This is a genomic window from Streptomyces sp. NPDC002884 (genome assembly GCF_040295245.1).
In the GTDB taxonomy this organism is placed as follows: domain Bacteria; phylum Actinomycetota; class Actinomycetes; order Streptomycetales; family Streptomycetaceae; genus Streptomyces.
Window position 1 is genome coordinate 879,740 of record NZ_JBEOVB010000001.1, and the last position, 20,277, is coordinate 900,016.

15 protein-coding genes are annotated in these 20,277 nt (G+C 72.8%); 5 read left to right on the forward strand and 10 right to left on the reverse strand.

The annotated features are described in order from the left end of the window. Positions 1 to 193: 193 nt before the first annotated feature. Entirely contained in the window at positions 194 to 3,511 is a 3,318-nt protein-coding gene (locus ABT070_RS03880) for a S8 family serine peptidase (RefSeq protein ID WP_351754148.1), read from the forward strand. Positions 3,512 to 3,677: 166 nt separating this feature from the next. Here the strand turns inward: ABT070_RS03880 and ABT070_RS03885 are convergent, their stop codons facing one another. Next, positions 3,678 to 4,643 (reverse strand): hypothetical protein, encoded by a 966-nt coding sequence (locus tag ABT070_RS03885; RefSeq protein ID WP_351754150.1) that lies wholly within the window; start codon positions 4,641 to 4,643, stop codon positions 3,678 to 3,680. Between the two features lies 1 nt (position 4,644). After that, positions 4,645 to 5,181, reverse strand: a complete 537-nt coding sequence (locus ABT070_RS03890; protein WP_351754153.1) for a sigma-70 family RNA polymerase sigma factor — start codon at positions 5,179 to 5,181, stop codon at positions 4,645 to 4,647. A 207-nt stretch (positions 5,182 to 5,388) separates the two neighbouring features. On the opposite strand from ABT070_RS03890, the gene ABT070_RS03895 reads away from it, so the two are divergent. Then, positions 5,389 to 6,405 carry an aspartate-semialdehyde dehydrogenase gene (locus tag ABT070_RS03895; protein WP_351754156.1) on the forward strand — a complete coding sequence of 339 codons (1,017 nt, stop codon included), beginning with the start codon at positions 5,389 to 5,391 and terminating at the stop codon, positions 6,403 to 6,405. Between the two features lie 250 nt (positions 6,406 to 6,655). Here ABT070_RS03895 and ABT070_RS03900 read toward each other — a convergent pair whose 3' ends face one another. Continuing rightward, positions 6,656 to 7,180 carry a DUF1203 domain-containing protein gene (locus ABT070_RS03900; RefSeq protein WP_351754159.1) on the reverse strand — a complete coding sequence of 175 codons (525 nt, stop codon included), beginning with the start codon at positions 7,178 to 7,180 and terminating at the stop codon, positions 6,656 to 6,658. 171 nt (positions 7,181 to 7,351) lie between these two features. Here ABT070_RS03900 and pepN point away from each other — a divergent pair, with 171 nt between their 5' ends. Further along, positions 7,352 to 9,919 (forward strand): aminopeptidase N, encoded by a 2,568-nt coding sequence (gene pepN, locus ABT070_RS03905; protein WP_351754161.1) that lies wholly within the window; start codon positions 7,352 to 7,354, stop codon positions 9,917 to 9,919. Between the two features lie 272 nt (positions 9,920 to 10,191). On the opposite strand, the gene ABT070_RS03910 is transcribed toward pepN, so the two are convergent. Then, entirely contained in the window at positions 10,192 to 11,151 is a 960-nt protein-coding gene (locus tag ABT070_RS03910) for an EamA family transporter (RefSeq protein ID WP_351754164.1), read from the reverse strand. A gap of 108 nt (positions 11,152 to 11,259) precedes the next feature. Between ABT070_RS03910 and ABT070_RS03915 the strand changes: the two genes are divergently transcribed. After that, complete coding sequence (locus ABT070_RS03915; RefSeq protein ID WP_351754167.1) at positions 11,260 to 11,781, forward strand: MarR family winged helix-turn-helix transcriptional regulator; 522 nt, start codon at positions 11,260 to 11,262, stop codon at positions 11,779 to 11,781. Between the two features lie 111 nt (positions 11,782 to 11,892). Here ABT070_RS03915 and ABT070_RS03920 read toward each other — a convergent pair whose 3' ends face one another. Both ABT070_RS03920 and ABT070_RS03925 read right to left on the reverse strand, forming a co-directional pair. Beyond that, complete coding sequence (locus tag ABT070_RS03920; protein ID WP_351754169.1) at positions 11,893 to 13,860, reverse strand: amino acid adenylation domain-containing protein; 1,968 nt, start codon at positions 13,858 to 13,860, stop codon at positions 11,893 to 11,895. 118 nt (positions 13,861 to 13,978) lie between these two features. Continuing rightward, on the reverse strand, positions 13,979 to 15,595 hold the full coding sequence (locus tag ABT070_RS03925; protein WP_351754172.1) for an FAD-dependent monooxygenase: 1,617 nt from the start codon (positions 15,593 to 15,595) through the stop codon (positions 13,979 to 13,981). Positions 15,596 to 15,766: 171 nt separating this feature from the next. Between ABT070_RS03925 and ABT070_RS03930 the strand changes: the two genes are divergently transcribed. Then, on the forward strand, positions 15,767 to 16,357 hold the full coding sequence (locus tag ABT070_RS03930; protein ID WP_351754175.1) for a TetR/AcrR family transcriptional regulator: 591 nt from the start codon (positions 15,767 to 15,769) through the stop codon (positions 16,355 to 16,357). Between the two features lie 144 nt (positions 16,358 to 16,501). Here ABT070_RS03930 and ABT070_RS03935 read toward each other — a convergent pair whose 3' ends face one another. The 4 genes from ABT070_RS03935 to ABT070_RS03950 form a co-directional block, all read right to left on the reverse strand. Further along, positions 16,502 to 16,783 carry a hypothetical protein gene (locus tag ABT070_RS03935; protein ID WP_314225819.1) on the reverse strand — a complete coding sequence of 94 codons (282 nt, stop codon included), beginning with the start codon at positions 16,781 to 16,783 and terminating at the stop codon, positions 16,502 to 16,504. Between the two features lie 136 nt (positions 16,784 to 16,919). Continuing rightward, the gene (malQ, locus tag ABT070_RS03940; protein WP_351754179.1) at positions 16,920 to 19,004 is read right to left on the reverse strand and encodes a 4-alpha-glucanotransferase; all 2,085 of its coding nucleotides are present in this window, start codon (positions 19,002 to 19,004) and stop codon (positions 16,920 to 16,922) included. Then, entirely contained in the window at positions 19,005 to 19,211 is a 207-nt protein-coding gene (locus tag ABT070_RS03945) for a hypothetical protein (RefSeq protein WP_451099130.1), read from the reverse strand. A 265-nt stretch (positions 19,212 to 19,476) separates the two neighbouring features. Beyond that, the gene (locus tag ABT070_RS03950; RefSeq protein ID WP_351754181.1) at positions 19,477 to 20,115 is read right to left on the reverse strand and encodes a putative immunity protein; all 639 of its coding nucleotides are present in this window, start codon (positions 20,113 to 20,115) and stop codon (positions 19,477 to 19,479) included. Between the last annotated feature and the right edge of the window lie 162 nt (positions 20,116 to 20,277).

A 20,277-nucleotide genomic window follows, 5' to 3' on the forward strand; every position in this document is an offset into this window, starting at 1 on the left:
GCGGACAGCCCTCACACAGGGGGCTCGTAGAGGGTTTTCCCCATACATCCATATCGATTCGGTCAACTCTCCCCAAACAGCTGTCCCTTAGGTAAAGCTTTGCGGTCATCCGGGACCGCATTCCGGACGACCGTGATCAGGCAGGAACGGCCTGGTCACGTGGTGCTCGTTCCTTTACCTACAAGGGATGCCGATGACCCTCACCCCCCAGCGTGAACCGATATCGGGCGCAAGACGTGTGGCCCGGATAGCCGTGGCCGCGGGCCTGGTGGCCGCGCTGTCCGCGGCCGGCCCCATACCCATGGCCTTCTCCGCCGACGCCGGCCAGACCCCGGCCGCGGCCGACCCGGGCGCGAAGTCCGCCCACGACAAGCTCGGCTCCGACGACGCCGACCTCCTCGCCGAGGCCAAGGCCGCCGGCGACAAGAACGTCACGCTGATGGTCGCGACCGCCCCCGGACAGACCGAGCAGGTCGCCAAGGAGCTGGACGCGGTCAAGGGCGGCTCCGTGGGCCAGTCCTACGACAAGGTCGGCTACGTCCGCGCCACCGTCCCGACGGGCCGGGCCGACTCGGCGATCGCCGCCGCGGCCAAGCTGACCTCGGTGCACGCCATCGACCTGCGGCAGGACATCGCCCTCGACGACCCGACGCCGAGCGCGGACACCGCGAAGGGCGCCAAGTCCGCCGCGACGAAGACCAAGACCTACGCGGCGCCGAACAAGAACACCCCCGCCGAGAACCCGTACAACCCGTCCTTCGAGACGGGCGCCGTCGACTTCGTGAAGAAGAACCCGAAGGCGGACGGCCGCGGTGTCACCATCGGCGTCCTCGACTCCGGCGTGGACCTGGCGCACCCCGCGCTCCAGAAGACCACCACCGGCGAGCGCAAGATCGTCGACTGGGTGACGGCGACCGACCCGATCCTCGACGGCGACGCCTCCTGGCGTGCGATGACGACCTCCGTGTCCGGGCCCAGCTTCACCTTCGGCGGCCGGACCTGGACGGCGAAGCCCGGGGCCTACCAGGTCAACCTCTTCCGGGAGTCCGCCACCGCGGGCGGTGACGCCAAGGGTGACGTCAACCGCGACGGCGACACCACCGACGTGTGGGGCGTCCTGTACGACGCGGCCGCCGGCACGGTCACCGTGGATGTGAACAACAACGGCGACTTCGCCGACGACACCGCGATGAAGCCGTACAAGGACGGCTACCAGATCGGGTACTTCGGCACCGACAACCCGGCGACCGACGTCGCCGAGCGGCAGCCCTTCGTCGTGCAGATCCGCAAGGACGTGCCGATGGACCCGTACGGCGGCGACTGGGTCGGCAAGAAGGCCGACTTCGCCAACATCGGTCTCATCGCCAGCGAGCACGGCACGCACGTCGCCGGCATCACCGCCGCGAACGGACTGTTCGGCGGCAGGATGAACGGCGCCGCGCCCGGCGCGAAGATCGTCTCCTCCCGCGCCTGCGTCTTCGGCCCGGGCTGCACCAACGTCGCCCTCACCGAGGGCATGATCGACCTGGTCGCCAACCGCGGCGTCGACATCGTCAACATGTCGATCGGCGGTCTGCCGGGTCTGAACGACGGCAACAACGCGCGCGCCGAGCTGTACACGCGCCTCATCGACACCTACGGCGTCCAGCTGGTCATCTCGGCCGGCAACGAGGGCCCCGGCGCCAACACCATCGGCGACCCCGGTCTCGCCGACAAGGTGATCTCGGTCGGCGCGGCCATCTCCAAGGAGACCTGGGCCGCCAACTACGGCTCGCAGGTGACGAAGAAGTACGCGCTGCTGCCCTTCTCCTCGCGCGGCCCGCGTGAGGACGGCGGCTTCACGCCGACGCTCGTCGCCCCGGGCGCCGCGATCAACACCACGCAGACCTGGCTGGAGGGCGCCCCGGTCGCCGAGGCGGGCTACCCGCTGCCGGCCGGCTACTCCATGCTCCAGGGCACCTCGATGGCCTCCCCGCAGGCCGCGGGCGCCTCGGCGCTGCTGATCTCGGCCGCCAAGCAGGCCAAGGTCGCGCTCACCCCGGCGATCCTGCGCACGGCACTGACCTCGACCGCCGACCACATCAAGGGTCTCCAGGCGTACGAGGAGGGCGCGGGCGCCATCAACATCGTGGACGCCTGGAAGTCCATCAGGAAGGGCGCCACCGCCCACGACTACGCCGTCAAGGCGCCGGTCGACACCGCGCTCGACTTCGCGCTGAAGACGCCGGGCTTCGGCACCGGCATCTACGACCGTGAGGGCGGCCTGAAGGCCGGTCAGAAGAAGACGTACGACGTCACCATCACCCGTACGTCCGGCGCCGACAAGGCGATCCGCCACGAGCTGCACCTCGAGAACAACGCGGCCGGCACCTTCAGGATCCTCGGCTCGGACGAGGTGAAGCTGTCGCTGAACAAGCCGGTCACCGTCAGGATCCAGGCCCAGCCGAAGGCCGCGGGCATCGCCAGCGCGATCCTGGAGGTCGACGACCCGAAGACCGAGGGCCTCGACAAGCAGATCCTCAACACGGTCGTCGTCTCGACGCCGGTGAAGTACACCTTCCACGCGTCGAACTCCGTGCAGCGCAACAGCTCGCAGTCCTACTTCCTGACCGTGCCCGAGGGCGCCCAGGCGTTCGAGGTCGCGATCAGCGGGCTGAAGGACAAGAGCCAGACCCGGTTCATCTCGATCCACCCGTACGGTGTCGCGGTCGAGGACAGCTCCACGATCTACTGCTACAACAACTACCTCGACGGCAACGGCTGCAAGCCCGACGCCCGTTCGTACCAGAACCCGCAGCCCGGGGTCTGGGAGATCGAGGTCGAGTCGCGCCGCACCTCGCCGCTGCTCGACAACCCGTACAAGCTGGACGCCACCGTCTACGGCGCGGCCTTCGACCCGGCGACCGTGACCGTGCCCGAGGCGAAGGTCGGCACCCCGGCCCCCGTCTCCTGGAAGGTCACGAACAACTTCGCCGCCATCGACGGCAAGCTGGCCGGCGGCCCGCTCGGCTCGTCCAAGGCGACCCGCCCGACCATCGCGAACGGCGCGACCGAGACCACCACGGTCGAGGTCCCGGCCGGCGCCAAGTCGCTGGACGTCTCCATCGGCAACGTCTCCGACGCCTCCGCCGACCTGGACCTGACGGTCTTCGACGCGGCCGGCAACCAGGTCGCCCAGCAGGCCGACGGCGACTCGGAGGAGGCGGTCTCCATCCCGTCGCCCGCCGCCGGCACGTACACCATCGAGGTCGCGGGCTACTCGGTCCCGGCCGGCACGACGGCGTACGACTACCTGGACGTGTTCTTCTCGTCCACGCTCGGCACCGTCACCGTCGACGAGTCGACGCCGGTGAAGCTCGGCACGGGCGCCTCGGCGTCGGTCTCCGCGACCGTCACCGCCGTGGCCGCCGCGCCCGAGGGCCGGGCCTTCTTCGGTCAGGTCCAGCTGGTGAACGCGCGGGGCACCGTCGCGGGCATCGGCAACGTGGCCATCGAGAAGGTCACTCCGTAACCACTACCGGTCGAACCGGTCGAACCGGCCGAAACGGTCGATCGATGACGGTCGACGGGCAGTGATCCGCGGTCAGTGATCCGCGGTCAGTGATCCGCGGTCAGCAGGTCGACCGGCAGCGGTCGACAGGGGCGGGCGTCCACCAGGGCGCCCGCCCTTCGCCGTGTCACGGCGTGCCCTGCTGTTCGCAGGTCACGCCCTCCGTCTCGGGCAGGGCCCGGGTGAGCGCATCACGTTCGGAGGAGATGTCGGACTCGCCGACCGCCCAGACGTCGGGGGTGGCGGCCCCCTTCGCGAAGGCGACCAGGACGTGGTCGCCCTCCCGCAGCAGCGGATCCATGTCCGCCTCCATCACGAAGTCGACCTCGGGCCCGGCCCCGGCCGGCCGGTAGGCGTGGGTGACCTGCAGGGTGACCCGCTCCCGGGTGGTGCCCGCCACCCGGCCGACGGCGGTGACGTCCCCCTCGACCACGAGCCGGGCGCAGGCCAGATAGCCGGGGTCGCCGAGGAGACTCGACCCGCCGCCCGCCGACGCCTCGGACTTCTCGTCGGACGCCGCCCCGCTGTCGGCGCTCTTGTCCGACGCGCTGCCGGCCACCCCCTGGCCGACCTGGACGACCACCCACCCGCCGCCCAGCACCAGCGCACCGGCGGCCGCCACCCCGGCGAGCCGCAGGGCGAGGGGACGGGTCCGGCGCGGTGGGCGCAGCTGCCGTACCGGGGCGGGCGCCGCCGCCCGCGTCCGCTCACGCGCCGGCTCGGTCAGGACGTCCGCGAGGACGCCGAGCTGCTCGCGCAGGAGCGCCACGTCGGCGGTCGCCGAGCGGTGGGCGGCCAGGTAGGCGGAATCGGCGCGGGCTTCCGCGGAGAGTCCGGAGAGAGGCACGTCGAGAACGGCGGCCATCAACGCGTCCATACCGTCGTACCCTTCCGACCCGTCCTGACCCGCGTAGGCGTCCTGGCCCTCATGCGCGTCGCGACTCTCGTACCCGTCGCGACCCTCGTGCACGTCACGACCCTCGTGATCGTTGTCGTTGCGACTCTCGTGATGGTTGTCGTTGCGGCTCTCGTGATCGTTGCGGTTCTCGTCGTGCGGTCCGTATCCGTCTCCGTGTCCGGGTCGGGCGGTCACGTCACACCACCTCGTCTTCGTGCAGGCGGGCACGCAGGGCCCGGACCGCCGTGTGCAGACGGCTCTTGACCGTGCCCTCCGGGACGCCCAGTTCCTGGGCTATCGAGCGCACCGGCAGGTCGGCGTAGAAACGCAGGACGAGAACCTGGCGCTGGGCGTCGGGCAGGTCGTCCAGGCCCTGCGCGACGGCGAGGGAGAGCACGCTGGTGTCCTCTCCGGAGGGGAGCTCGTGCTGGCGCAGCGAGGCCAGCCGCTCCCCCAGCCGCTCCTGGCGGCGCTTGGCACGGTGCCAGTCCATGGCGAGGTTGGAGGCGACGACCGCCGCCCACGCGGAGACGTCGCGCGGCGTCTCGTACCCCTTCGCCGCGCGCTCCAGGAGCCGCAGGCGGACCTGCTGCACCCCGTCCGGCAGGTCGGCCTGCGGCACCCCGCCCAGCGCGAGCACCGCCCGCACCCGGCGTTCCTGCGCCGCGTCCAGCGGATCGTCGTCCTGTCCGGACCCGTCCCCCTGGGCGCGCCGGGCTTTTCTGCGCAGCACAGCACCCCTCCCTACCGCGTTTCCTCTACGACGCCGTGGCGCGCGAAAACGTTCGCCGGCACCGTGGGGAATCCTCGGGAGGCGTACGTCACACCGTCGGGCGTCCCAGTCCTCGGGCATGGTGGGCAAAGAATTGGACAGGTGGGCCGGGGTCGGCCGCATGATGGAAAAGTCCGTAAAGAGCCGTGAACAGAGCAAGGAGTCGCCGTGAGGGTCGGAATCGTCGGAGCCACCGGTCAGGTCGGCACGGTCATGCGCAGGATCCTCAAGGAGCGTGACTTCCCCGTCACGGAGCTGCGTCTGTTCGCGTCGGCCCGTTCGGCGGGGACGGTCCTGGACGGCGTGACGGTGGAGGACGCGGCGACGGCCGACTACGCGAACCTCGACATCGTCCTGTTCTCCGCCGGCGGCGCGACCTCGCGGGCGCTGGCCGAGAAGGTCGCCGCACAGGGCCCGGTCGTGATCGACAACTCGTCGGCGTGGCGCAAGGACCCCGAGGTCCCCCTGGTCGTCTCCGAGGTGAACCCGCACGCGATCGTGGACCGCCCCAAGGGCATCATCGCCAACCCGAACTGCACGACGATGGCCGCGATGCCGGTCCTGAAGCCGCTGCACGCGGAGGCCGGCCTCGAAGCGCTGGTCGTCGCGACGTACCAGGCGGTGTCCGGCTCGGGCCTCGCGGGCGTGGCGGAGCTGCACGGACAGGCGCAGAAGGTCGTGCCCGACGCGGACCGGCTGACGCACGACGGCGAGGCCGTCGATTACCCGGAGCCGCAGGTCTACAAGCGCCCCATCGCCTTCAACGTGATCCCGCTCGCGGGCTCGGTCGTCGAGGACGGCCTGAACGAGACCGACGAGGAGCAGAAGCTCCGCAACGAGTCCCGCAAGATCCTGGAGATCCCCGGACTGAAGGTCTCCGGCACCTGTGTGCGCGTCCCGGTCTTCTCCGGCCACTCCCTCCAGGTCAACGCCCGTTTCGCGCGCCCGATCAGCGCCCAGCGCGCGACGGAGCTGCTGGGCGGCGCCCCGGGCGTGGCCCTCAGCGACATCCCGACCCCGCTCCAGGCGGCCGGCAAGGACCCGTCGTTCGTGGGCCGCATCCGCGAGGACGAGACCGTGGAGCACGGCCTCGCCCTGTTCATCTCCAGCGACAACCTCCGCAAGGGCGCCGCGCTGAACGCGATCCAGATCGCGGAGCTGGTGGCGGCCGAGCTGAAGAGCTGACGCCGACGCCCGGGGTTCCCGAGCGGCGGCGAGGAGGGGCGGGTGCACCAAGCACCCGCCCCTCCCCCATGCCCGGACCGCCCGGGGGGGGCGAGGCCCGGGGCGGGCCGGGGCAGGGCTGGAGCCGGGGGCGGGCCGGGGCGAGGCCAGGGCCGAAGGGCGGGCCGGGGCCGAGGTCAGGATCGAGGCCTTAGCCGAGGCCGGGATCGAGGCCGAGGCCGGGGGCAGGATCGGGGCCGGGGCCCAGTGGTCAGCTTCGGCGCACCTCGTACAGGAAGCAGCCGTACTCGACGGCCCTGACGTGGACGAGGGCGACCTCGGGGTCGGTGAACGCCTCGGCGAAGGCCGCGTCGAACCCGTCGGGGTCCTCGACGAGCCGGCCGCCCAGGATGCGCCCGGCGGCGGAGTAGCGGCGCACGGCCCGACGGGCGCGGGTGAACGGCAGGCCTTCCCCGGCCGGACCCCGGCACGCGCGCGCGTGGATGAAGACCGGGCCCTGCTCGTCGTACGGGCCGGGGTCGGCGCCGGTCGCCGCCGCCCAGCGGCGCAGCGGGGCGTAGGAGACCAGCGCGATCAGCTCGCCGGGCTCGCTGTGGCGCAGACAGCAGCGCAGCGGGGCGCCGCCCTCCTCGTCGGTGAGCGGGACGGCCGGGCGACCCGCGTCGTCGGTGGAACGCAGTTCGTCGAGCACGTCCGGCGGGACGGGCCGCGCGGAATGGGTGACCGGGTGCGTGGCTGAGTGGGTGACGGTGTGGGTGGCTGCCTGGGTGGTCATGTCCCGAGCCTCCCGCTCACCGCCCGGCCTCACCGGCGGAATCCGGACGTCGAGCTCCGGCCGCCGGGACGGGCAGCGAGGTGGACGGCCGGCTGCCCGGAACGTCGTCGCCCCAGGCAGGTGTCCCGTGGAAGGATGGCGCAACCGACACATATCCGAGGAGATGACCGCGTGCCTGGCACAAACCTGACTCGCGAAGAGGCGCAGCAGCGGGCGAAGCTGCTCACCGTTGACTCGTACGAGATCGATCTCGACCTCTCCGGCGCGCAGGAGGGAGGGACCTACCGGTCCGTCACGACGGTGCGCTTCGACGTCGCGGAGGGGGACGCCGAGTCCTTCATCGACCTGGTGGCGCCCACCGTCCACGAGGTCACGCTGAACGGGGACACGCTCGACGCGGAGGGGCTCTTCAAGGACTCCAGGATCGCGCTGCCGGGCCTGCTGGAGGGCCGTAACGTCCTGCGGGTCGTCGCGGAATGCGCGTACACCAACACCGGTGAGGGGCTGCACCGGTTCGTCGACCCGGTCGACGAACAGGCCTACCTGTACACGCAGTTCGAGGTGCCGGACGCCCGCCGCGTCTTCGCGTCCTTCGAGCAGCCGGACCTCAAGGCCACCTTCCGGTTCACCGTGAAGGCGCCGTCCGGCTGGACCGTCATCTCCAACTCCCCGACGCCCGAGCCCCAGGACGACGTCTGGGCCTTCGAGCCGACCCCGCGGATCTCCAGCTACATCACCGCGCTCATCGTCGGGCCGTACCACAGCGTGCACAGCGTGTACGAGAAGGACGGACAGTCGGTGCCCCTGGGCATCTACTGCCGGCCCTCCCTCGCCGAGTACCTCGACTCGGACGCGATCTTCGAGGTCACGCGGCAGGGCTTCGACTGGTTCCAGGAGAAGTTCGACTACGCGTACCCGTTCGCGAAGTACGACCAGCTGTTCGTGCCGGAGTTCAACGCGGGCGCGATGGAGAACGCGGGCGCGGTCACCATCCGGGACCAGTACGTGTTCCGGTCGAAGGTGACCGACGCGGCGTACGAGCTGCGCGCGGAGACGATCCTGCACGAGCTGGCCCACATGTGGTTCGGCGACCTGGTCACCATGGAGTGGTGGAACGACCTGTGGCTGAACGAGTCGTTCGCCACGTACACCTCCATCGCCTGCCAGGCGTACTACCCGCAGTCGCGCTGGCCGCACTCGTGGACCACGTTCGCGAACTCCATGAAGACCTGGGCGTACCGGCAGGACCAGCTGCCGTCCACCCACCCGATCATGGCCGAGATCCGCGACCTGGACGACGTCCTCGTCAACTTCGACGGCATCACCTACGCCAAGGGCGCGTCCGTCCTGAAGCAGCTCGTGGCGTACGTCGGCATGGACGAGTTCTTCGCCGGTGTGCAGGCCTACTTCAAGCGGCACGCGTTCGGCAACACGCGCCTGTCCGACCTGCTCGGCGCGCTGGAGGAGACCTCCGGCCGTGACCTCGGCACCTGGTCGCAGAAGTGGCTCCAGACCGCCGGCATCAACATCCTCCGTCCCGAGATCGAGACGGACGCCCAGGGTGTCATCACGTCCTTCGCGATCCGCCAGGAGGCCCCGGCGCTCCCGGCCGGCGCCAAGGGCGAGCCGATCCTGCGCCCGCACCGCATCGCCGTCGGCCTGTACGAACTCGACGACGACAGCGGCAAGCTGGTGCGCGACGAGCGCGTGGAGCTGGACATCGACGGCGAGCTGACGGCCGTACCGCAGCTGGTCGGCAAGCGCCGTCCGGAGGTCGTCCTGCTCAACGACGACGACCTGTCGTACGCCAAGGTCCGCCTCGACGAGCAGTCGCTCGCCTTCGTCACCGAGCACCTCGGCGACTTCGAGTCGTCCCTGCCGCGCGCCCTGTGCTGGGCGTCCGCCTGGGACATGACCCGGGACGGCGAACTGCCCACCCGCGACTACCTGTCCCTGGTGCTGTCCGGCATCGGCAAGGAGTCCGACATCGGTGTGGTCCAGTCGCTGCACCGCCAGGTCAAGCTCGCCATCGACCTGTACGCCGCCCCGGCCACCCGCGAGGCCCTGCTGACCCGCTGGACGGACGCCACGCTGGCGCATCTGCGGTCCTCGGCGGCGGGCAGCGACCACCAGCTGGCGTGGGCGCGCGCGTTCGCGGCCACCGCCCGTACGCCGGAGCAGATCGACCTCCTGGAGTCGCTGCTCGACGGAGGCCAGACCATCGAGGGCCTGGCCGTCGACACCGAGCTGCGCTGGGCGTTCGTCCAGCGGCTGGTGGCCGTGGGGACCTTCGACGAGGCGGACATCGCCGCCGAGTACGAGCGGGACAAGACGGCCGCCGGTGAGCGGCACGCGGCGACCGCGCGGGCCGCCCGCCCGACCCCGGAGGCCAAGGCGGAGGCGTGGGCGTCGGTCGTGGACTCCGACGAGCTGCCGAACGCCGTGCAGGAGGCGGTCATCGGCGGCTTCGTCCAGACCGACCAGCGTGAGCTGCTCGCGCCGTACACGGACCGGTACTTCGAGGTCGTCAAGGGCATCTGGGACTCCCGTTCGCACGAGATCGCCCAGCAGATCGCGATCGGCCTCTACCCGGCGGTCCAGGTCTCCCGGGAGACCCTGGACAAGACGGACGCCTGGCTGGCCTCGGCCGAGCCGAACGCGGCCCTGCGCCGCCTCGTCTCCGAGGCCCGCGCGGGCGTGGACCGCGCGCTGAAGGCCCAGGCGGCCGACGCGCAGTAGTCCTGGCAGTCCGTTACGCGGCGGAGGGCGCCCGATGTCACATCGGGCGCCCTCCGCCATGCGCACCCGCTGCTCCGTCCCTGCCCTGCCCCGTCCCTGCCTCACCATGCCCTGCCATGCCCGGGACGGGTCGAGTCCGATCGGGTCCGGTCCGGTCGGGTCGGGTCCGGTCCAGTCCGGTCCGGTCCGGTCCGGTCGGGTCGGGTCGGGCCAAGGCCGGGCCTCGCCGCGCCAGGCCAGGTCAGGAGGCGCCAGGTCCGGCCGCGTCGCGCTCATCGGCGGAGCGCCGGACCTGTCACGCCCGGCCGGTCCCGGTCCCGGTCCTCGCGAGCGTTCCCCTCAGCGGGCCGGAAGGTGCGTACGGCCGTCCCGGCGGTCCTCCCGCCGACCCTCAGCTGCCCCGCGACCGTCGCGCCGAACGCCAGCGCCATACCCGTCAGCTGTACCGGGGTCAGCGCCTGGCCGAGGGCGGCCCAGCCGACGACGGCCGCGGTCAGCGGGGAAAGCGGGCCGAGGAAGGTGACCTGGGTGGCGGTGAGCCGGCCGATGCCGCGGAACCAGAGCCAGTACGAGACCGCCGTGTTCGCCAGGGCGAGGTAGAGGTAGCCGCCGACCGCACGGCCGTCCAGGGCGGGCGGGGCGCCCTCGACGAGGAAGGCGAGCGGGGCGATGAGCAGGCCGCCCGCGGTCAGCTGCCAGCCGGCTAGGGCGAGCGGGCCGACGCCGTCCGGGCGGCCCCACCGCTTGGTGAGGACCGTGCCGGCCGACATCGAGGCCGTGGAGGCGAGCGCCGCGAGCACGCCGAGCGTGTCCAGCGCCCCGGCCGCCCTCAGCACCACCAGGCTGACGCCGAACGCGGCCACGACCCCGGCCACCACGGTCCGGGCGGTCGGCCGCTGGCCCAGCAGCAGTGCCGAGAGCCCGACGACGAACAGCGGTCCGATCGAGCCGACGACGGCCGCCAGGCCGCCGGGCAGCCGGTAGGCGGAGAGGAAGAGGAGCGGGAAGAAGGCGCCGATGTTCAGCGCGCCGAGTATCGCGGCCTTCCCCCACCAGACACCGCGCGGCAGGACCCGGCCGAGGGCGAGCAGCAGCAGCCCGGCGGGCAGGGCCCGCATCAGGCCGGTGAACAGGGGGCGGTCGGCGGGGAGGAACTCGGTGGTGACCGCGTAGGTGGTGCCCCAGGAGACCGGGGCGAGGGCGGTGAGCAGAACGGTCGTGGGCCTCTTCATGGAAATAGCTTAGCGCTAAGCGACTTACCGTCAAGCGGCTTAGCGCTGATTCGCTTGCCTTCGAGCCACTTTCTCGCGGGTGACCGGAAACGGAGGGATACTCCTCCCATGAGCAGCCCGCAGCCCCCGCGCAAGGACCCGGTCGACGCGATCATCGAGCAGTGGGCGACGGTCCGGCCGGACCTCGACACCGGCGCCATGGAGGTCTTCGGCCGGATCACCCGGCTCTCGCGCGCGATGGGCGACCGGCTGGAGAAGGCGTACGCGGCCCTCGGCATCGGACGCGGCGAGTTCGACGTACTCGCCACCCTGCGCCGCTCCGGCGAGCCCTACACCCTCTCACCCCGCGAGCTGTCGGCGACGCTCATGCTCACCACCGGCGGCATGACCGGCCGCCTCGACAAACTGGAACGGGCCGCGCTGCTGCGCCGCTCCCCCGACCCGCACGACCGCCGCGGCCTCCAGGTGACGCTGACCGAGAAGGGCCTCGAACTGGTCGACCGGGCGGTCGGCGAGGGCCTCGCCGCCCAGACCGAGGCCCTGACCTCCGCCCTGGCCCCCGATCGGGCCGCTCAACTGGCGGGCCTGTTGCGGGAGTTGCTGTCGACGACGGAGACACCGAGGAGCTGAACCGGAGGCGGTCGACGCGTCGGCGGGTGCTCGGCGCGCGTCGGCGGAGTGCTCGGCGCGTCGGCCGGGAGCCGCTCGGCACGTCAGCCGGGGAGCCGCTCGGGAAGGCGGTCAGTCGCCGAAGGGCCAGGTGTAGCCGAGCTCTTCGGCGCGCTCGCGGGTGCCGCCGCTCACCCGGCCGTAGTTCTTCGGGTCCTCCTCGGACAGGCGGCGCAGGGCCGCGGCGGCCTGCGCCTCGGGCGGGGTGCCGTCGTCCGGGACGGTCCAGCGGAACACGAGCGGATCCCCTTCCGGGCGCCCCGCGCCGAGTCCCGGCTGGTACCAGAAGTGCACCTGGACGGTGTCCGGGTCCTCCGAGCCGGTGCCGGTCCAGCCTCCGCGCGCGTCCCACCGGCTCAGCAGCTCAGGTCGTTCGACCAGTCCCGCCTTGATGAGCCGGGCCACGGCGCGGGCCCGCCAGGACCAGGCCCGGTCCGTCTCCGCGCGAGCGATCTCGGCGTCGTAGGCGGCGGCGTCGAACCGGAGGGCCGGGAGTTCGGGTGCGGGCCCCCGGACGCCCGGCGGGGGCGGCCGCCGCCAGTCCTCCCACACGACCCGGTCGCCGTCGCGGCGGATGGTGACGTGGAGCGCGCCGCAGCACCCCTCGCCGCACCAGGCCTCCGCCAGCCGCACCCGGCGGGGCTCCGGTACGGCCCGCAGCAGACCCTCGTCGAGGAGCAGCTCCGGGCTGTGCGCGGGCCCGTGCGCGAAGACCGCCGGGACGAGGGGACGCCCGTCCACGAGGATGCGGGTCTCGACAAGTCCCCGGTCCACGGGGTCTCCGGCCACGATCTCGACCCGCAGCCCGCTTTCGGGCGGGGCGGGGCGAGTGAACGGCCGCCGGCCGGTACGCCGGATCCAGCCGACCCGGAGCCGCCGAGCCGCGTCGCCCTCCGACATCGCCCCGCCCTCCGGAGTCGCCCCGGCCACCTGGGGCGCCCCGGCCGGGGCGCGCGCGTCGGCCGGGCGCTCCGCGTCGAGGTCGGCCGGGACGGTCCAGGAGGGCTCGGCCAGCAGCCGGTCGAGGGATCCGAGGAGCGTCTCGCGGCAGCCGGAGGGCCAGTCCAGCAGCGCTCCGGGGCCGCTGCTCAGATCGAGGGCGAGGGAGAGAAGGGTGGCGTGCTGTTCGAGGGTCGGCGGCAGAAGACCGGCCCGGGTGACGACGGTTTCGTACACGGCGGGTGCCTCGCGGTAGGTGAGAAGTTCGGTCACGTCGTCGCTCGCGCACGCCATCCGGACGAGCAGCCGGGCCGCCCGGGCGAGCAGGGCCGGGTCGGCGGGACGCTCGGCGAGCAGGTCGGGCAACCGGACGGCCTCCGCGATACGGCGGGCGGTCGCGGCCCCGAGGAAGCGGGGTTCGGCACGGAAGGCCACCAGCTCCGAGCGGACGGCCGGTTCGTCCCCCGTCCCCAACGCATGGACGAGCGGCCGCAGTTCGCCCCGGCGCACGGAGGTCACGAGCCAGAGGACTGCGGCGGACCGGCGGTCGAGGGCGTCGAGGGCCTGGACGGCCGGCCCGGTGAGCGATCGGAGCAGCCCGAGGGTGGAGATATACGGCACGTCCTCGGGCTCGCCGAGGCGGGTGAGAAGGGCGATGCCCACGGTGACGGCGGGCACGGTGCTGCCGCTCCGGGTCAGTCGCCTGGCCAGGACGCGGACGGTGGCATGCTCGTCGGACGGCAGCGGCAGGGCGGCGACGGCCGACCGGATCAGCTGCCGGTGGCGGCCCCGGACGCCGAGTTCGGCGAAGCGGCGGTGCAGGGCCGCCGGATCCTCCGGCAGCGGGTTCAGCGCCTTCTGGACGACACCCGCCGCCTCCCTGCGGGACAGCCCCGCGTCAGAGGGCCCCGAGGGGAGACCGGCGGGCGAGCCGGCGGAAAGGTCAGCAGGCAAGTCGGCACGGAGACCGGCACGGAGATCTACGGGGACGTCGGCGGGGAGGTCGAAGCCGCGGCCGGGCGGGAGCCCGTCCGGCGACTCCTGCCGCAGACGCAACACCTGTTCGTACAGGGCGGGCGGCGGCACGGCCGGGGCGCTCACCGAGCGGTGTGGAACTCGATTCGGCAGGTCATGCGCAGGAGCCTGTCAGCCCGGCCACGGCCTGTCGACGCAATTACCGGCACCGCACCGCCGTGCGCCGGCGCTTTCCGGCGCTCGCTCAGCCGACGTGCGTCGCGAGGGCGGCCTCGACGGCGGCCGGGTCGGCGGTGTCGGACGCCCAGGCCGCATAGCCGTCGGGACGTACCAGCAGTGCCGTACGCCGGTCACTCGCCCAGTGCGCCACGGCGAGCCGGTCCTTGCGGACGGCCGCCCCCCTGTCGCCGTCCGCCTCCGGAGTGATCAGGACGAAGCGACCGCCGCGCAGCTCCTCGTAGAGGCGACCGCCGTCGGCGAGCGCGACGTCCGGGATCCGGGTGCCGGTGAGCCGGTGGGCGCCCCGAGGAGCCGGGTAGCGGTAGCCGATGCCGGTGAGCTGACCGACCGCCCTGCGGCGGGCGGGAGCCGCGGCGCCGAGGAAGCCGGTCAGCGCGGCACGCAGGGCCAGGGTCCAGGGGCGCTTGGCCATGGCGAGACGGACGATGCCACCGCTGCTGCGCAGGACGGACCTGCCGACGGGATGCCGTTCGGCCTGATAGGTGTCCAGGAGGTCGGCGGACGCGTGACCGTGGACCACCTGGGCGAGCTTCCAGCTCAGGTTGGCCGCGTCCTGGAGGCCGGTGTTCATGCCCTGGCCGCCGGCCGGGGTGTGCACGTGCGCGGCGTCGCCGGCCAGGAACACGCGGCCGACGCGGTAGGCGGGCGCCTGGCGTTCGTCGCTGTGGAAGCGGGACATCCAGCGTGCGTCGTACATCCCGAAGTCACGGCCGAGGGCGAGCCGTGCGACCTCCTTGACCTCGTCGAGGCCGAGCGGCTCGCTGTCGGGGACGTCACGGGCGCGGTTCCAGCCGATGAGCCGGTAGTAGCCGTCACCGAAGGGCGCGAGGAAGGCGAAGGCGTCGCCGACGGCATTGACGGTGAGCAGCGTCTCGGGCTCCTCGGCGAGCCTGACGTCCGCGAGGACGACGGAGCGGATGACGGAACGGCCCGGGAAGGGCAGTCCGATCGCGTCCCGCACGACACTGCGCATGCCGTCGGCGCCCACGACATACGCCGCTCGCAGTTCCCCACTCGCCCCACCCGCCGCACCCGATGCATCCGCCGCCCCACCGATCGCGGTCGCGGCGGTGTCGGTGGTGGGGGAGGCGCCGTCGAGGACGGTGTCGCCGACCGGGCCGGTGGCGGCGGTGATGGTGCCGGTGGTGGCGGTGGCGGTGGCGGTGCGGACCTGCACGGTCACGCCGTCCGCGTCCTGGCTCAGACCGGTCACCTCGGTCTCGTACCGGAACTCCACGCCCGCCTCGACGGCACGCCGTCGCAGCGCCTTCTCCACCTCGTACTGCGGGATGACGAGGAGGTGGTTGAAGCGGGAGGGGAGGGTGTCGAGGGCGACGGTCAGGCCCCCGAAGAGACGGAGGCGGTCGAGGGGGCGGCCTGCCTGCTCGAGTTCGTCGGCGAGACCGCGGGCGTCGAGCTGTTCGAGGGTGCGGGCGTGCAGGACGAAGGCGCGGGAGAGGTTGCTGATGTGGTGCGGACGCTTCTCGACGAGGGTGACCGGGACGCCGGCGGTGGCGAGGTCACCGGCCAGAAGCAGGCCGGTGGGCCCGGACCCGACGACGATCACGGGGCGGGGGGTGCTGGTGCCGGTGCTGTCGGTGGTGCCAGTGGTGCCGGTCATCGTGGCCTCCTGGGTGCCAACGCTTGTTGGTCAACAGCCATTGGCCAACAGTTGTTGGTCAACAGTTGTTGGTCAACGCTTGTTGGTCAACGCTTGTTGGCAAACATAGAACCGCCGCGCGCCGAATGTCAACGCTTGTTGGCCTACGTATGTTGGCCTACGCTCGTTGGCATGCCAGACAGCAAGCCCGCAGGCTCCCCCCGCCGCTCCGACGCCACCCGCACCGCCATCCTCGACGCCGCCCGCGAACGCTTCGCCGCCGACGGCTACGAGCGGGCCACCATCCGCGCCGTCGCGCGGGACGCGAGCATCGACCCGTCGATGGTGATGCGCTACTACGGCAGCAAGGAGGGCCTCTTCGCGGCGGCCGTCGCCGTCGACCTGAAACTGCCCGACCTCACCGCGCTTCCCCGCGAGGAGGCCGGCCGGGCCCTCGTGACCCACTTCCTCGACATGTGGGAGGAGAACGAGGTGCTCACCGCGCTGCTCCGGGTCGGCGTGACCAACCAGGCCGGGGCCGAGCGGATGCAGGGCATCTTCCGCGACCAGATCCTGCCGGTGGCCCGCACGGTCTGCCCCGATCCCGAGCAGGTCCCGGCCCGGGCGGCGCTCTGCGCGACCCAGCTGCTCGGACTCGCCCTCACCCGTTACGTCCTGCGCTTCCCGCCGGTCGTGGCGTTGCCTCGCGAGGAGGCGGTGGCGTGGCTGGCGCCCACGGTGCAGCGCTATCTGACGGCGCCCCACCCCTCGGACCCGGCCTAGAAACCCGGCCTGGAAACCCGGCCTGGAAACCCGGCCCGGAAACGCGTCGAGGGCGTCGGCTCCTTCTCCGTGCGACATGCGCGTACGGAGAAGGAGCCGACGCCCTCGGGCCCGAATCGGGCCGGGAGTCAGGGGGCCGGCGAGTTAGGCCTTGGCCTTCGCCTGGCCCTTGACGGTGATGTTGGAGCTGGTGGTGTCGCCCCTGTCCTTCGACTTGTCCAGGACCCACACCAGGCCGGCGATCAGCGCGAACAGCGCGAGGGGGGCCACCACATAGAGGCCCAGCGTCTCGCCGACGCTCAGACCCGGGCCGGGGTCGTCACCGTCGTCGCGGGTCAGCGCGAGCGCGGGGGACGACATGAGCAGCATCATCAGCGTCGTACCGGCAGCCAGGGCGCCGGCGCGCAGGGCGTTCTTCTTGTCCACGGTGCCCAAGTTAGCGAACGGTGCCGGGGAGCGCGCGCCCGGGGTGCCGTATGAGGCGCCGGGCGCTCGTACGGCCGTCCCGGGGACTGCCGCCGTCGCCCCCCGTCGCGGTCCCGAAAGGCCCTGTCCGCCGCGCTCAGGTACCGGGCGGGCCGTGCTCCTCCCGCAGTACCTCGATCAGCGCCCGCAGCCGGGGCGAGGCCGCCAACTCCTCCAGGGTCACCGGGCGGCCGGTCGCGTCCGCGATCGGCAGTCGCCAGTTCGGATACTGGTCCCAGGTGCCGGGGAGGTTCTGCGGGCGACGGTCTCCGACGCCGTCCGGGAGCCAGACGCCGATCATGCGGGCGGGGGTGCGCAGCAGGAAACGGTGGACGGCCTGGACCTCGGCCTCCTCCGAGGAGAGGTCGCTGCCGCCGCCGATGCCGGCCAGGAGTCCGAGGCGGGTGAGCAGGCCCAGCCACTCGGCCGTGTCGTTGGCCGCTTCGGCGCGCTCCTCCTCCACGGACCGGGTCAACAGGCCGAGCCGGTCACGGAGTTCGACGTGCTCACCGGTGAGCCGGGCGGCGGTGGACGGCAGGTCGTGCGTGGTGGCGGTGGCCAGGCAGTCGTCGCGCCAGCGGTCGGGGGGCAGGGGGCGCCCGTCGCCGTCCCAGTCCCGTTCGAACCACAGCACGGACGTACCGAGCACCCCCCGTTCGCGCAACGCCTCGCGCACGCCCGGCTCGACGGTGCCCAGGTCCTCGCCGATCACCACCGAACCGGCCCGGGAGGCCTCCAGCACCAGGACGGCGAGCATGGCCTCGGCGTCGTAGCGGACGTAGGCGCCCTCGGTCGGCGGCTCGCCCTGCGGGACCCACCAGAGACGGAACAGGCCCATGACGTGGTCGATGCGCAGGGCGCCGGCGTACCGGAAGAGGGCCTTGAGGAGCCGCCGGTAGGGGGCGTAGCCGGAGGCGGCCAGCCGGTCCGGGCGCCAGGGCGGCAGACCCCAGTCCTGGCCACGCGCGTTGAAGGCGTCCGGTGGGGCGCCCACCGACATACCGGCGGCGAAGTACTCCTGCTGCGCCCACGCGTCGGCGCCCTCGGGGTGCACGCCGACCGCCAGGTCGTGCACGATCCCGACGGGCATGCCCGCCTCGCGCGCGGCGCGCTGGGCGGCGGTGAGCTGGGCGTCGGTGAGCCAGGCGAGACGGGAGTGGAAGTCGACACGGTCCATCAGCTCGCGGCGGGCGCGGGTCGTCTCGGCGGAGCGCGGGTCCTGGAGCCCGGTCGGCCACTGCCGCCACTGCGACCCGTGCACCTCGGCGAGCGCGCACCAGGTGGCGTGGTCCTCCAGGGCCTGGCCCTGTTCGGCGAGGAAGTCGCAGTAGGCGGCGCTGCGGCCGGGCCCGAGCGGTACCCGGGCAACCAGCTCCAGCGCCTCCCGCTTCAACTCCCACACGGCGTCCCGGTCGATCAACTCGCCCTTTTCCAGGACGGCTTCGCGCAGTCGTCCGGCACGTTCGCGCAACGCGGAGCGCGCATCCCCGTCGTCCTGGACGTAGGCGAACTCGGGGACGTCCTCGACCCGCAGATGCACCGGGTCGGGGAAGCGACGCGAGGAGGGACGGTACGGGGAGGGGTCGGTCGGGGTGCCGGGCACGGCCGCGTGCAAGGGGTTGACCTGCACGAACCCGGCGCCCAGCGCCCGTCCGGCCCAGGCGGTCAGCTCGCCGAGGTCACCGAGGTCGCCCATGCCCCAGGAGCGCCGGGAAAGGAGGGAGTACAGCTGGACGAGGAGTCCGTACGAGCGTCCCGTGGACGTGGGCAGCCGGGGCGGGGCGACGACGAGATGGGCGCGGCCGGTCCGCCCGTCGGGCGCGGTGACCGTCAGCAGATGCACTCCGAGCGGGAGTTGCTCAACGGAGTCGCGAGCCTCGCCCTCCTCGGTCTCCACCCGCAGGACGGTGCCCTCGGGCAGCGCGGCGAGCGCCTCGCAGGGGTTCCCGCGCCAGCACACCACGGTCGGCGGCAGCAGCCGCTCGCGCAGCTCCCGTTCCCGGGCGGCGAGCGCGGCACGTACGTCCTTCGGGGTGCCGGCGTCGACGCCGAGGGCGGCCAGGGCGCGGGTGACGGCACCGGCCGAGGCCGTGACCGTGCGGTCCGGGGAGGGCTGGTAGGAGGTGGCGACGCCGTGCAGCGCGGCGAGCCGGGCGAGCTCCTCTCCGGGGGGCGCGGTCATCTAGGGCCTCGTGGAGTCGGAGTCCGCGACGGCGAGCGGCGGCTCGCTGGTCAGGGGCTCGGCGTCGGGCAGCGGGGGTTCGCTGGTCAGCGGGGGTTCGGCGTAGGTGCCCTCGGCGCCGAGGGCGCTGAGGTAGGGGTCATCGAGCTCGACGGGGGTGGCGGCGGAGTGCTCCGCCAGGCGTTTGGAGCGGGCCGGTGCGATCACCGTGGCCTCCTCATCAGTACGGCATCGGATACCCCAGCCCTACCCAGCGGACGCGGGGACAGACGTCCTCACGTCATTACACGCCGCCACCCCCTCCCTCGGCCCGCGCCGACACGGCGGCCCGGCGTGCCGAAACGAAGGCGCACGACGTCACACCACGGCGCACGACATCACACCGCGGCGCACCCCGGCACACTGCGGCACACCGCGAACGAGACCGCCGTACAGGAGACGGTTTTCGGCCGCATGCCCTCGACACCCCGCCTCAGGCGCGCAGAGCGGCGTCGAGAGCGCGTATGAGCTCTCCCACGCGCCCGCCTCCGGGAGGTGCGGCCGGCAGCCGGCCGAGCACCGCGGCCACCGCCGCCGGCACGTGCTGCCCCGCCCACTCCAGGGTCCCCACCCCGACAGGGCTCCCCTCAGTGACAGGGCTCACGGCGGTGACAGGGCTCACGGCGGTGACGGTCCGGTCTTCCACCGCCTGCTCTTCCACCGCTGCCAGCCCTTCCGCCGCTGCCAGCTCTTCCGCTCGCGCCGCGTGCGCCGCCGCACCGAGGATGTGCTTCACCTGGTGAGCGTCGGCGAGGGGATGCAGATACGCGGCGGCGGCCGCGTGGCTCGCCGCTCGTGCCGCGTCGGCCGCGGCAGGCGAGCCAGGTGAGGCGGGTGAGGCGGCCTCCTGCGCCGCCCGGTACGCCGCCCACGCGCTCTTGCGCAGGGCGCCCGTGCGCCGACCGCCCTCGGCGAAGGCGTCCGCCGCTTCGACGGCGTCCCGAGGGCGCGGGTCCGCTGGAACGCTCCGTTCGAAGACCGGCAGCGCTCTGCGCGCGCAGTCGGCCGCGTAGCCCGCGATCTCGCGCAGTTCGTGTTCGCTCAGCTCGATCTTGTCCGACGTGGAGGGCACGGCTCCATCCTGCCGCCGCCCGAACCCCGCCGACCAGACCGGTGCCACTCGGACCAGTGCCGTTCGGGCCTGTGCCGTTCAGGCCTGTGCCACTCGGACCTGTGCCGGACCAGTGCCGCCGTTCAGGCCGGTGTCGCTCCGGCCTGCCCCGCCCAGACCTGC